12 protein-coding genes are annotated in these 13,549 nt (G+C 73.3%); 10 read left to right on the plus strand and 2 right to left on the minus strand.

The window, feature by feature from the left end:
* Positions 1-294: 294 nt before the first annotated feature.
* On the minus strand, positions 295-1,233 hold the full coding sequence (locus GCU67_RS02040; RefSeq protein ID WP_163609424.1) for a COX15/CtaA family protein: 939 nt from the start codon (positions 1,231-1,233) through the stop codon (positions 295-297).
* 168 nt (positions 1,234-1,401) lie between these two features.
* Between GCU67_RS02040 and GCU67_RS02045 the strand changes: the two genes are divergently transcribed.
* From GCU67_RS02045 to GCU67_RS02090, 10 genes are all read left to right on the plus strand, one after another.
* Positions 1,402-3,960, plus strand: a complete 2,559-nt coding sequence (locus tag GCU67_RS02045; RefSeq protein ID WP_163609425.1) for an ATP-dependent Clp protease ATP-binding subunit — start codon at positions 1,402-1,404, stop codon at positions 3,958-3,960.
* 134 nt (positions 3,961-4,094) lie between these two features.
* Positions 4,095-4,907, plus strand: coding sequence for a helix-turn-helix domain-containing protein (locus tag GCU67_RS02050; protein WP_163609426.1), 813 nt, complete (start codon positions 4,095-4,097; stop codon positions 4,905-4,907).
* 29 nt (positions 4,908-4,936) lie between these two features.
* The gene (gene sufB / locus GCU67_RS02055) at positions 4,937-6,343 is read left to right on the plus strand and encodes a Fe-S cluster assembly protein SufB (protein ID WP_476738949.1); all 1,407 of its coding nucleotides are present in this window, start codon (positions 4,937-4,939) and stop codon (positions 6,341-6,343) included.
* Positions 6,343-7,698, plus strand: a complete 1,356-nt coding sequence (gene sufD, locus GCU67_RS02060; protein WP_163609428.1) for a Fe-S cluster assembly protein SufD — start codon at positions 6,343-6,345, stop codon at positions 7,696-7,698. The genes sufB and sufD overlap by 1 nt, the downstream gene beginning before the upstream one ends.
* On the plus strand, positions 7,698-8,042 hold the full coding sequence (locus tag GCU67_RS02065; protein ID WP_163609429.1) for a Rieske (2Fe-2S) protein: 345 nt from the start codon (positions 7,698-7,700) through the stop codon (positions 8,040-8,042). Before sufD ends, GCU67_RS02065 begins: the two co-directional genes overlap by 1 nt.
* A gap of 13 nt (positions 8,043-8,055) precedes the next feature.
* Positions 8,056-8,919 carry a Fe-S cluster assembly ATPase SufC gene (gene sufC, locus GCU67_RS02070; RefSeq protein WP_163609430.1) on the plus strand — a complete coding sequence of 288 codons (864 nt, stop codon included), beginning with the start codon at positions 8,056-8,058 and terminating at the stop codon, positions 8,917-8,919.
* Positions 8,916-10,253, plus strand: coding sequence for a cysteine desulfurase (locus GCU67_RS02075; RefSeq protein ID WP_338104704.1), 1,338 nt, complete (start codon positions 8,916-8,918; stop codon positions 10,251-10,253). The genes sufC and GCU67_RS02075 overlap by 4 nt, the downstream gene beginning before the upstream one ends.
* Positions 10,253-10,714 carry a Fe-S cluster assembly sulfur transfer protein SufU gene (gene sufU, locus GCU67_RS02080; protein WP_163609431.1) on the plus strand — a complete coding sequence of 154 codons (462 nt, stop codon included), beginning with the start codon at positions 10,253-10,255 and terminating at the stop codon, positions 10,712-10,714. The genes GCU67_RS02075 and sufU overlap by 1 nt, the downstream gene beginning before the upstream one ends.
* A 1-nt stretch (position 10,715) precedes the next feature.
* Entirely contained in the window at positions 10,716-11,081 is a 366-nt protein-coding gene (locus tag GCU67_RS02085) for a metal-sulfur cluster assembly factor (RefSeq protein WP_163609432.1), read from the plus strand.
* Positions 11,082-11,152: 71 nt separating this feature from the next.
* A complete protein-coding gene (locus GCU67_RS02090; protein ID WP_211660616.1) occupies positions 11,153-11,710 on the plus strand; it encodes a GNAT family N-acetyltransferase in 558 nt (185 codons plus the stop codon).
* 25 nt (positions 11,711-11,735) lie between these two features.
* Here the strand turns inward: GCU67_RS02090 and GCU67_RS02095 are convergent, their stop codons facing one another.
* The gene (locus GCU67_RS02095) at positions 11,736-13,541 is read right to left on the minus strand and encodes an SCO7613 C-terminal domain-containing membrane protein (protein ID WP_163609433.1); all 1,806 of its coding nucleotides are present in this window, start codon (positions 13,539-13,541) and stop codon (positions 11,736-11,738) included.
* Between the last annotated feature and the right edge of the window lie 8 nt (positions 13,542-13,549).

Genomic DNA, 13,549 nt, shown 5'->3' on the forward strand with positions numbered 1-13,549 from the left:
GGACCAGCGTCAGCGCGACGACCGGCAGCACCGACAGGGTCAGGACGGCGGCGAGGAGCGTCCGCGCGCGGCGGGTCCGCAGCAGCGCGTGACCCAGCAGCGCGGACCCGAGGCAGACCAGCAGCAGTGCGGCGGGCACGAGCGCCGCGTGGTCGAGCAGGGCGTTCGTGATCACCGGAGGGTGGACAGGGTCGGCACGCCGACGACTCTGTCACCGGGAACCGGTCACGTGCCCCCGACGCGGCGGCGGGTCGCCCGAGGGCGTGGCCCCGGACGCACGCCCGGGACGAGAGGTCAGCGGACGGCGGCGGAGACCGGGTGGGCTGCGTCCATCGGCAGCTCGGAGGCCGGCCCGCGGACCGACCAGACCAGCCGCGCGGTGTAGACGGTGATCAGCACGGCGCCGGCCATGTGCAGCAGCACCGCGACCACCGGCAGGTGGGTGAAGTACTGCACGTAGCCGATGACGCCCTGCAGCAGCTCGACGACCAGCAGGTCGCGGGCGGCCCGGCGGACCCGGCCGGGGGAGTCGGTGGCGGCCAGGGCGACCAGCAGGGCGATGGTCAGCCCGATGAGCAGGAACACGACGTCGGCGTGCAGCTGGCTGACCAGCTCGGGGTCGAAGCCGGTGCGCCCGGCCGCCGGATCGCCGCTGTGCGGCCCGCTGCCGGTGACCACCGTGCCCACCACCTGGACCGCAGCCACCGTGGCGGCGATGCCGGTGACCAGCAGCGCGAACGGCCGCCGCACCACCAGCTGACCGACGCCCGGTTCGCGCGACCGCAGCCACAGGACCGTGGCGATCGCGATCAGCACCATCGACAGCAGGAAGTGTGCCGCCACCGTCCACGGGTTCAGCCCGGTCAACACGGTGACCCCGCCCAGCAGCGCCTGCGCCGGGATGCCCAGGAGGCTCAGGACGGCGAGCGTCCGCAGGTCGCGGCGGACCGAGGCGAACACCGCCACGACGGTGGCGACGGCCACGACCGCCACCACGAAGGTCAGCAGCCGGTTGCCGAACTCGATGAGCCCGTGCCCGGCGAGCTCGGGCGTGGGCCGGATGCTCCCGTCGGTGCACTCCGGCCACGTGGGACAGCCCAGACCCGACCCGGTCAGCCGCACCGCACCACCGGTCACGACGATCACGCCGTTGGCGATCACGTTGGCCAGCAGGACGCGGGAGACCACGGACGGGTTCATCCGAGAGCGGAACGACGCGGGAAGAACCGTCACGCGACCGATGCTACTTACGTCGGTGCCCCCGCCGCCCGGCTCGACCAGCCGCCCGGCGCACACCACGACGCACGGGACGTCCCCGGGCCGGGAAACCGGCGATCGGGAGGCCGTGGGCGTCGTGGACAGGTGAGCACTGCCACACCCACACGAGAGGTTCCCACGACCATGACCAGTGGCATCCCGGGTGGCTCCTTCGGGGGCAGCCCCTTCGACGACTTCTTCTCCGCCTTCTTCAGCGCCGGCGGCAACGGCCCCGGCGCCCGCCGGGGCATGCAGCGGGTGGACATCACCCAGCTGCTCAGCGACCACTCCCGCGAGGTGGTGTCCGCGGCAGCGCAGGCGGCCAGCCAGTGGGGGAGTGCGGACCTGGACACCGAGCACCTGCTCTGGGCGCTGGCCGGCCACGAGCCCACCAGCACCCTGCTGGAGCGGGCCGGCGTCGACCCCGCGCAGCTCCAGCGGCAGCTGGAGACGCTGCTGCGCACCGGTGAGCCCACCGGCCGCCCGGTGTCGCTGACCCCCGCCGCCAAGCGGGCCCTGCTCGACGCGCACCAGGTGTCGCGGGCCAGCGGCTCGACCTACATCGGCCCCGAGCACCTGCTCTTCGCCCTCTCGGTGAACCCCGAGTCCGGTGCGGGGCGCGTCCTGGGCGGCGCCCGGGTGACCCCCGAGGCGCTGCAGCAGGCCGCAGCCGGGGGACCGGTCCCGGCCCGCGCCGGGGCGGGCACGCCCGCCGGTGCGCAGCCCCCGTCGTCCACCCCGACGCTGGACGAGTACGGCCGCGACCTCACCGCGCTGGCCCGGGACGGCCGGATCGACCCGGTCATCGGCCGGGCGCAGGAGATCGAGCAGACCATCGAGGTGCTGTCGCGCCGGAACAAGAACAACCCGGTGCTCATCGGGGAGGCCGGCGTCGGCAAGACCGCGATCGTCGAGGGCATCGCCCTGCAGATCGTGGACGGCGACGTCCCCGACTCGCTGCGCGACCGCCGGCTGGTCGAGCTGGACCTCACCGGCCTGGTCGCCGGCACGCGCTACCGCGGGGACTTCGAGGAGCGGCTGAAGAAGGTGATGGACGAGATCCGCGAGCACAGCGACGAGGTGATCGTCTTCATCGACGAGCTGCACACCGTCGTGAACGCCGGGGGCTCCGAGGGCTCGGCCGGCGCGGGCAACATGCTCAAGCCGGCGCTGGCCCGCGGTGAGCTGCACATCATCGGCGCGACGACGCTCGACGAGTACCGGCGCTCCATCGAGAAGGACCCGGCCCTCGAGCGGCGCTTCCAGCCGGTGCTGGTCCCCGAGCCCAGCACGGCGGACACCATCGCGATCCTGCGCGGGCTGCGGGACCGCTACGAGGCCCACCACCAGGTGCGGTTCACCGACGAGGCGCTGGTCGCCGCGGCGGAGCTGGCGGCCCGCTACATCACCGACCGGCACCTGCCGGACAAGGCCATCGACCTCATCGACCAGGCCGGCGCCCGCACCCGGCTGGCGGTCAAGCGGCCCACCACCGACCTGCGCGACCTCGAGCAGGAGCTCGACCGGCTGCAGCGGGAGAAGGACCAGGCGGTCGCCGCCGAGCACTACGAGCGCGCGTCGGCCCTGCGCGACGAGCTGGCCGCGGTGCAGTCCCGGCTGGAGCAGGCCCGCACCGGTGGCAGCACCGGCATCCCCGAGGTCGGCGCCACCGAGATCGCCGAGGTCGTCTCCCGGGCGACCGGCGTCCCGGTGGCCCAGCTGACCCAGGAGGAGCGGGCCCGCCTGCTCGGCCTGGAGCAGCACCTGCACGAGCGGGTCGTCGGCCAGGACGAGGCCGTCGAGGTGGTCGCCGAGGCGATCCGGCGCTCGCGGGCCGGCCTGGGTGACCCGGACCGGCCGATCGGCAGCTTCCTGTTCCTCGGCCCGACCGGCGTGGGCAAGACCGAGCTGGCCCGGGCGCTGGCGGAGGCACTGTTCGGCGACGCCGACCGGATGGTCCGCCTGGACATGAGCGAGTACTCCGAACGGCACACGGTCAGCCGGCTCGTCGGCTCGCCTCCCGGCTACGTCGGCTACGAGGACGCCGGTCAGCTCACCGAGGCGGTGCGTCGCCGTCCCTACTCGGTCGTCCTGCTCGACGAGATCGAGAAGGCGCACCCGGACGTGTTTAACACGCTCCTGCAGCTGCTGGACGCCGGCCGGCTCACCGACTCCCAGGGCCGCACGGTCGACTTCAGCAACACCGTGGTGATCATGACGAGCAACCTGGGCTCGGAGGCGATCGTCAACGCCGGTCGCGGCCCGCTGGGCTTCACCGCCGGCGGGGCGGGCAACGACCTGCAGGCCCAGGTGATGCGGCGGCTGCGGGAGTCCTTCCGGCCGGAGTTCCTCAACCGGATCGACGAGATCGTCGTCTTCCGGCAGCTGGAGCTCGAGCAGCTGACCCGGATCACCGACCTGCTGCTGGAGGAGACCCGCAGCCGGCTGGCGGCGCAGGGGATCGGCATCGAGTTCACCCCCGAGGCCGTCGCCTGGCTGGCCGAGCGTGGCCACGAGCCGGCGTTCGGCGCCCGGCCGCTGCGCCGGGCGATCCAGCGCGAGGTCGACAACCGGCTCTCCCGGCTGGTGCTCGGTGGTGAGCTGGCCACCGGCCGGCGGGTCGCGGTCGACCTCGTCGACGGCGACCTCGACCTCCGGGTCGCCGACGCCGACCAGCCGGCGGAGGCCCCGGCCGCCGTCTGACGTCGCGGCGGTGCAGGGTGGCCGGCTTCCCGCGACCCCTGCACCGCCGTCCTCGGACGTGACCTGCAGCTCAGGAGCCCGCAAGTAAGGTCCGCCTTGCTTGCGGGCTCCTCGATTAAGCACACAATCGTGTTGTGGAATCCACTGCGGCAGCTGTCGTCCCCGCCGGTGCGCCGGCCGAGGACGGCCGTACCCGTGACCGGGTCAGCGCCCTGCTGCTCGAGCACGGACCGCAGTCGGCCACCGAGCTCGCCGCCCGGCTGGGCGTCAGCCCGGCCGCCGTCCGGCGCCACCTCGACGGGCTGGTCGCCTCCGGTCGGGTCGCCGAGCGGGAGGCCCCCGGCGGCCAGCGGGGAAGGGGTCGTCCCGCCCGGCGGTTCACCCTCACCGACACCGGTCGCTCCGCCTTCCCGCACGCCTACGACGACCTGGCGCTCACCGCGCTGCGGTTCGTCGCCGAGCACGGCGGCCCGGACGCCGTCCGGGCGGTCGCCGAGCAGCAGCTCGCCGGGCTCGCCCAGCGCTGCTCCACCGCCGTCGACATCGCGGTGGAGGAGGCCGGCACCCAGTCGGTCGACCGGGCCCAGGTGCTGGCCACCGCGCTGACCGCCGAGGGCTACGCCGCGACCGCCTCCGCGATCTCCAGCGGCGGCCAGCTGTGCCAGCACCACTGCCCGGTGGCCCACGTCGCCGCCGAGTTCCCGCAGCTGTGCGAGGCCGAGACCGCGGTGATCAGCCGGCTGGTCGGCACGCACGTCCAGCGGCTGGCCACCATCGCCCACGGCGACGGCATCTGCACCACCCACATCCCCACCCAGCGTGCACCCCGCGCCGGGAACAAAGGTGCTCCCGTGAGCCCTGTACCTGCTGGTCGCGCCACGGCTCCTGGAGCCGGCGCCAGCACTCTGAGCACCCCCTCGATCGACCGGGAGAGGACCCCCGCATGACCACCACGCAGCCGGTGCCCAGCACGCCGATGACGCAGGACGAGACGATCGACTCGCTCGGCACCTACCAGTACGGCTGGTCGGACACCGACACCGCGGGGGCCTCGGCCACCCGTGGCATCAACGAGGACGTCGTCCGCGACATCTCCCGCCGCAAGAACGAGCCCGAGTGGATGCTGGAGAAGCGCCTCAAGGCGCTGCAGATCTTCGGCAAGAAGCCCATGCCCGACTGGGGCTCGGACCTGTCCGGGATCGACTTCCAGAACATCAAGTACTTCGTGCGGTCCACCGAGGCGCAGGCCGCCTCGTGGGAGGACCTGCCCGACGACATCAAGAACACCTACGACAAGCTGGGCATCCCGGAGGCCGAGAAGCAGCGGCTGGTCTCCGGTGTCGCGGCCCAGTACGAGTCCGAGGTCGTCTACCACAAGATCCGTGAGGACCTCGAGGAGCAGGGCGTCCTGTTCCTGGACACCGACACGGCGCTGCGCGAGCAGCCCGAGCTGTTCCGCGAGTACTTCGGCTCGGTCATCCCGGCCGGTGACAACAAGTTCTCCGCGCTGAACACCGCGGTGTGGTCGGGTGGCTCGTTCATCTACGTGCCCAAGGGCGTGCAGGTCGAGATCCCGCTGCAGGCCTACTTCCGGATCAACACCGAGAACATGGGCCAGTTCGAGCGCACGCTCATGATCATCGACGAGGGCGCCTACGTGCACTACGTCGAGGGCTGCACCGCGCCGATCTACAAGACCGACTCGCTGCACTCCGCGGTCGTCGAGATCATCGTGAAGAAGAACGCGCGCTGCCGGTACACGACCATCCAGAACTGGTCGAACAACGTCTACAACCTGGTCACCAAGCGGGCCGTGGCCCACGAGGGCGCGACCATGGAGTGGGTCGACGGCAACATCGGCTCCAAGGTGACGATGAAGTACCCGGCCGTGTGGATGACCGGTGAGCACGCCAAGGGCGAGGTCATGTCCATCGCCTTCGCCGGCGAGGGCCAGCACCAGGACGCCGGCGCCAAGATGGTGCACGCCGCCCCGCACACCTCCTCGACCATCGTGAGCAAGTCGGTGGCCCGTGGTGGTGGCCGCACGTCCTACCGCGGTCTCGTGCAGATCGACGAAGGTGCCTACGGCTCCAAGTCCACGGTGAAGTGCGACGCCCTGCTGGTCGACACGATCAGCCGGTCGGACACCTACCCCTACGTCGACGTCCGCGAGGACGACGTGTCCATGGGCCACGAGGCCACGGTCTCCCGGGTCAGCGACGACCAGCTCTTCTACCTGATGAGCCGCGGCATGTCCGAGGACGAGGCGATGGCGATGGTCGTGCGCGGCTTCGTCGAGCCGATCGCCCGGGAGCTGCCGATGGAGTACGCCCTCGAGCTGAACCGCCTGATCGAGCTGCAGATGGAAGGTGCCGTCGGCTGATGTCGAGCAACGACACGAGCAACACGGTGGACCTCGACACCGCTGAACTGGCACACGCGGAGAAGGCCGCCCTCGCCGCGGAGCTGTTCGCTCCCGGCGTGGGCGCCCAGGCCGGCCCGCCGACCACCTCCGCGACGGCCACCGGGTCCGCCGGCGACACGCCCCCCGGGGCGCACTCGCACGGCGGCCCGGTCCTGAACGGGCAGCCGGTGCCCACCGGCTCCCCGGCAGAGCGCTTCACCTCCACCGACCCCGACGCCTTCCCGAAGCCCACGGGCCGCGAGGAGACGTGGCGGTTCACCCCGCTGCGCCGGGCGCGCCAGCTGCTGGACGGCGTCCCGTCCGACGCGCGGCTGCAGGTCGAGAGCGACCTGCCCGACGGTGCTGTGCTCGCCTCGGTCGAGGCCGGCGACCCGCTGCTCAAGGGCCTGCCCGAGCCGGTCGACCGGCTCGCGGCGCTCACCCGCCAGCGCAGCAACGGCGCCACGGTGCTCCGGATCGCCAAGGAGGCCGTGCTCGACCGCCCGGTCACCCTGCGGCTGTCCGGCACCGGCGCCGAGGACGTCGTGTGGGGCCAGCTGGTCGTCGAGGTCGGTGCGTTCGCCCAGGCGACCGTCGTCCTGGACCACGCGGGTCTGGCGAAGTACTCCGGCGGTGCGGCCTTCCTGCTCGGCGACGGTGCGCAGCTGACCGTCGTCTCGGTGCAGGAGTGGGCCCCCGGCACGGTGCACGGCGGCCAGTACGACTCCGTCGTCGGTCGCGACGCCACCCTCAAGCAGGTCGTGGTCACCCTGGGCGGTGACCTGGTCCGGCTGGTGAGCAACGTGTCCTACACCGGCACCGGTGGCTCCGCGGACCTCTACGGCCTGTACTTCGCCGACGAGACCCAGCACCAGGAGCACCGGCTCTGGGTCGACCACAGCGTGCCCAACTGCCGCAGCAACGTCGTCTACAAGGGCGCGCTGCAGGGCGACAAGGCGCACAGCGTGTGGATCGGTGACGTCCGGATCCGCCCGGCCGCCACCGGCACCGAGACCTACGAGCTCAACCGCAACCTGGTGCTCACCGACGGCGCCCGTGCCGACTCGGTGCCCAACCTGGAGATCGAGACCGGCGAGATCGTCAGCGCCGGGCACGCCAGCGCCACCGGCCGGTTCGACGACGAGCAGCTGTTCTACCTCTGCTCCCGTGGCATCGACGCCGAGACCGCCCGCCGCCTGGTCGTCCGCGGCTTCTTCGCCGACGTCGTCCAGCACATCGGCATCCCGGAGCTGCAGGACCGCCTGATGGGCACCATCGACGCCCGCCTCGGCGCGCTCCCGGAGCTCGACGAGCAGCCGGTCGAGGTCGGCTGATGGCGTTCGAGCGCATCTGCGCCGTCTCGGAGGTCCCCGAGGACGGCGCGCTGCGGGTCGAGCTGGACGACGTCGACGTCGCCGTCGTGCAGTTCGACGGCGACTTCTACGCCCTGCAGGACGTCTGCTCGCACGCCGACTTCCCGCTGACGGACGGTGACGTCGACGAGGTCGACGGCGCCCCCACCATCGAGTGCGCGCTGCACGGGTCCTGCTTCGACCTGCGGACCGGTGCCCCCACCAACCTCCCGGCGAACAAGCCGGTCCCTGTCTACCCGGTCCGGGTGGAGGGCGACGACGTCCTGGTCGACGTCGACGCCCCCCTCGCCGTGGCCGCATCCTGAGAGCGAGAACCCCGTGACCAGCCCCACCGCGACCCCGACCGCTTCCGGCCTCAAGGCCGGCAGCGTCCTGGAGATCCGCGACCTGCACGTGACCGTCGGCGACGGCGACGACGCTAAGGAGATCCTCCGCGGCGTCGACCTGACCGTCCGCGGCGGCGAGACCCACGCGATCATGGGCCCCAACGGGTCGGGCAAGTCGACCCTGGCCTACTCGATCGCCGGGCACCCCAAGTACACGATCACCGGCGGCACCGTCACCCTCGACGGCGAGGACGTCCTCGCGATGACCGTCGACGAGCGCGCCCGGGCCGGTCTGTTCCTGGCCATGCAGTACCCGGTCGAGGTGCCCGGCGTCTCGGTGTCGAACTTCCTGCGCACCGCGGCCACCGCCGTCACCGGCGAGGCGCCGAAGCTGCGCACCTGGGTCAAGGACGTGCGCACCGAGATGGCGGCCCTGGAGATGGACTCCGCCTTCGCCGAGCGCAACGTCAACGAGGGCTTCTCCGGTGGTGAGAAGAAGCGCCACGAGATCCTGCAGATGCGCCTGCTCAAGCCGAAGATGGCCATCCTCGACGAGACCGACTCCGGCCTGGACGTCGACGCACTGCGGATCGTCTCCGAGGGCGTCAACCGGGCCAAGGCCGACAGCCCCGTCGGCGTCCTGCTGATCACGCACTACACGCGGATCCTGCGCTACATCAAGCCCGACTTCGTCCACGTCTTCGTGGCCGGCCGCGTCGTCGAGGAGGGCGGCCCGGAGCTCGCCCAGAAGCTCGAGGACGAGGGCTACGCCGCCTACGTCAAGGACTCGGCCGAGCAGGCCGCCGTCGAGAAGACCGCCAGCGAGAAGACCGCCCTGGAGGCGACCCAGCAGTGACCCAGACCGTCTCGCGTCCCGCTGGGGCGCACCAGGTGCCGCTCCCGCTGGACGTCGAGGCGATCCGGGCGGACTTCCCGATCCTCACCCGCACCGTCCGGGACGGGAAGCGGCTGGTCTACCTCGACTCCGGCGCCACCTCGCAGAAGCCGCGCAGCGTCCTGGACGCCGAGCGCTGGTTCTACGAGAACGTCAACGCCGCCCCGCACCGCGGTGCCCACCAGCTCGCCGAGGAGGCCACCGCGGCCTACGAGGCGGCGCGGGCCACCATCGGTGCGTTCCTCGGCGCCCCGGAGAACGAGATCGTGTTCACCCGGAACAGCACCGAGTCGATCAACCTGGTCGCCTACGCGCTGTCGAACGCCGCCACGGCCAAGGAGCCGGAGTTCCGCCGGTACGCCGTCGGTCAGGGCGACGAGATCGTGGTGACCGAGATGGAGCACCACGCCAACCTGCTGCCCTGGCAGCAGCTGTGCGAGCGGACGGGTGCGACCCTGCGCTGGCTCGGGCTCACCGACGACGGCCGCCTGGACCTCTCCGACCTGGACACCGTGGTCAACGAGCGCACCAAGCTCGTCGCGGTCACCCAGCAGTCGAACATCCTGGGCACGATCAACCCGCTCGGCGGCATCATCGCCCGCGCCCACGAGGTCGGGGCCCTGGTGCTGGTCGACGGGGCGCAGTCGGTGCCGCACCAGAAGGTCGACGTCACCGAGCTGGGTGCGGACTTCCTGGTGTTCTCCGGCCACAAGATGCTCGGCCCCACGGGGGTCGGCGTGCTGTGGGGCCGCTACGACGTGCTCGACGCGCTGCCGCCGTTCCTGACCGGTGGCTCGATGATCGAGGTCGTGCGGATGGAGGGCAGCACCTTCGCCGCCCCGCCGCAGCGCTTCGAGGCCGGTGTGCCGATGAGCGCGCAGGTCATCGGTCTGGCCGCGGCCGCCGACTACCTGACCGCCCTGGGCATGGACCGCGTGCAGCAGCACGAGGAGGTGCTCACCGGGTACGCCCTCGAGCAGCTCCAGGCCATCCCCGGCGTCACGGTGATCGGCCCGCCGGACACCGTGGCCCGCGGCGGGGCGATCAGCTTCACCGTCGACGGCGTCCACCCGCACGACGTCGGCCAGGTGCTCGACGACCTGGGCATCGCCGTCCGGGTCGGGCACCACTGCGCCTGGCCGGTCGTGCGCCGCTACGGCGTGCCGGCCACCACCCGGGCCACGTTCTACGTGCACACCGGCTACGACGACGTCGACGCGCTCGTCGAGGGTGTCCGGGAAGCCCAGCGGTTCTTCGGTGTTGTACCTGCCGTGACCGAGGGCGGGACGAACTGATGCAGCTGCAGTCGATGTACCAGGACATCATCCTGGACCACTACCGGAACCCTCACGGGCGCGGTCTCCGCGACCCGTTCGAGGCCGAGGTGCACCACGTCAACCCCACGTGCGGTGACGAGGTCACCATGCGGGTGCACCTGGACGGCGACACCATCGCCGACGTCTCCTACGAGGGGCAGGGCTGCTCGATCAGCCAGGCCTCGGTGTCGGCGATGTACGACCTCGTCATCGGCAAGAGCGTGACCGAGGCGCTGGGCACCGGCGAGCACTTCATGACGTTGATGCAGAGCAAGGGCGACGCGGCCGTCGCCGAGGGCCTCGAGGACGAGCTCGAGGACGCCATCGCGTTCGCCGGGGTCAGCAAGTACCCGGCCCGCGTGAAGTGCGCCCTGATGAGCTGGATGGCGCTCAAGGACGCGAGCGCCCGCGCACTCTCCACTAGCAGTGAGGCGAACTGACATGACCGAGCCCACCACCACTCCCGACGGCGGTCTCTACGGCGGCAAGTCCGCGCTGCTGGAGGACGTCGAGGAGGCCATGCGCGACGTCGTCGACCCCGAGCTCGGCGTGAACGTCGTCGACCTGGGCCTCGTCTACGGCATCGACGTCGACACCGAGGCCAACATCGCGATCCTGGACATGACCCTGACGTCGGCGGCCTGCCCGCTGACCGACGTCATCGAGGACCAGGCCCGCCAGGCCCTCACCGGCCCCGGCCTGGTCGAGGACATCCGGATCAACTGGGTCTGGATGCCGCCGTGGGGCCCGGACAAGATCACCGACGACGGCCGCGAGCAGCTGCGCGCCCTCGGCTTCCGGGTGTAGCTCTGTTCCTGGAGGTGTTGGATCGGCTGGCCGCGGGGGAGACCCCGCCGGCCGATGCGAGTGTCACGACCGTGCCGGCGCCCCTCGGGGCGCCGGCACTCGTCGTCGGGGGGACGGCCTGGCACGTGGTCGCTGCCGACGTCGACCCGGCGTGGGTGACCGCCCAGGTCGCACACGACCCGGTCGCCGCGCCGCTCGGCGCCCGGTTCCTCGCCGCGCTCGCCGACCGGATCGGGGTCGAGCCGGGCGTGCTGGACGCCGTCCTGGTCGCCCCGCCGGCGCCACTGCGACCCGGGGTCCCGCTCCTGCTGGCCGAGCCGGGGGAACACCCACGGGTGGTGCGGGCCCGGCGCCACCGCACCGACGTGCGTGCCTGGACGACGCCTGACGGGTCCGCGCTGCTGGTCCTGGGCCGTGGGGTCGCCGGCCGCTGGGAGGCCGCCATCGAGGTCAACCCGGCCGCCCGGGGCAGAGGGCTGGGCACCGCGCTGGCCGCGGCAGCACCTGCAATGCTGCCGGAGCCCGCCCCGCTGTGGGCGCAGGTCGCTCCGGCCAACGTGGCCTCGCTGCGGGCGTTCCTGGCCGCCGGCTGGCGACCGGTCGGCGCCGAGGTGCTGTTCGGCTCCTGAGTGCAGTGGCTGTAGCGAACCGGCATCAGCGCATGTCAGCGACCCGTGGGGCGGTCTTCCGGCGCCGGGTCTCGTAGCGCGAGCCGACCGCGAGCAGCACGACCCCGGCGACCAGCACGGCCAGCACCCCGGGGAACGGCAGGGTCGCGGCCAGCCGCCCCAGCGCCACGGTCATTACCGAGACCGCGCCCACCACGAACGGCGCCCGCACGTCCGACCTGCTCGCCAGCGTCATCGCCAGCGCCGCGGCCGCCACGACGAGCACCAGTCGGAGCAGGCCGTCGTCGAGCACCGCCAGGGTCACCGACGGCGCGAACCCGGTCACCAGCGCCGGTCCCCAGGCCGGCCACGACCGCTCGGTGGCCAGCGCCCGCCCGGCGTACAGCAGCAGCACCGCCGCGGCCGGCAGCGTGTAGGCCTCCGGCAGGTCCGCCCCGGCGTCCGCGGCCGCCAGCCAGGCTGCCGCGACCAGGGCCGCGCACCCGCCGGCCCGGGCCGGGGTGCGGCCGGTCCGCGCGGCGTACCCGGTGAGGGCCGCGCCGAGCACCCCGAGCCCGGCGGCCGGGGCCAGCAGGTCACCGGACCACCCCAGGTGGACGACGGCGAGCGCGCCGACCCCGACCGCGGACAGCGCCAGCGGCACCTCCGACCGGGAGTGCCGCTCCAGCGACGCGGCGCCCAGCGCCACGACCGCCAGGACCAGCAGCTCGACCCCGGTGCGCCCGGGGGCGGCTGCGCCGTCGGCCTCGAGGAACAGCGCGGCCGCGGCCAGGCAGCCCACCGCGATCGGCAGCGCGCCGGGACGGTCGGCCGGCTGCCGGGCGGCGACCAGCACCGCCGGGACGGCGGCGGCCATCAGCAGCAGCCCGAGCGCGGTCCACCGGCCCTCCAGCAGCAGTTGGCCCGCCGACAGGGCGGTGCACGTGCTGGCCAGGGCCAGCCCGACCGGGCGGGCCAGCCCCTGCGGCCCCGGGTCGGCGCGGGCGGCCACCGCTGCGGCGACGACCAGACCCAGGTAGCCCGCGGTGGGGGCGCCGGCCGCGCCGCTGCCCTGCAGTGCCCCGGCGATGCCGGTGCCGGCGACGACCCCGGACACCACCGGCACCAGCGGCCGCGGCCCGAGCACCGCCCGCAGGTCGCGCCGTGAGCGGACCAGGGCCAGGGCCGCGGCGGCGCCGACCAGCAGCGCCGCGGTGCCGGGGGCCGTCGTCGTCCACACCCGGACCGCACCGGCGGCGACCCCGGCCACCCACCAGAGGGCGGTCGTGGCCAGCGCGACCTCCGCCACCGGGCGGCGGGCGACCCGGACGACCAGCAGCCCGGCGACCGCCGTGCCCAGCACCAGGTCACCGTCCCACCCGTGCCCGGTCAGGACGGCGAGCACCGCCAGCTGCGCGGCCAGCCACGACCCGATCGGCCAGGCGGACGCGGTGCGGGCGAGCAGCCCGGCCAGCAGCAGCACGGCGGCCAGCCCGCCCAGCAGCAGCGCCCGGCTGCCGGCCGAGCTGCCGGCCGACCAGGCGCACACCCCGGCCAGCACGACGGCGGCCGCGGCCAGGGTCTCCTCGCTGGTGCGCAGCCCCCGCCGGCCGGCGGTCCAGGACGCGACCGCGGTGCCGACCGCCAGCGCCGCGAGCAGCAGCTGCCCGAGCGGGCGACCGACCGCGGCGAGCGAGGCGGCACCGGCTGCGGTCAGCGCGACCGCGCCCGTGGTCAGCAGCACCTGCTGGGGACTGACCGGGCCCAGGCGGTCGGCCTCCGGGGCAGCCGGCGGCGGCACGTACGGGGCGCCCACCGGCGGCGGGTAGACCACCTCGGGGTCCCCGGTCACCGCGCACC

This window comes from Modestobacter muralis (genome assembly GCF_010682105.1).
GTDB lineage: Bacteria > Actinomycetota > Actinomycetes > Mycobacteriales > Geodermatophilaceae > Modestobacter > Modestobacter muralis.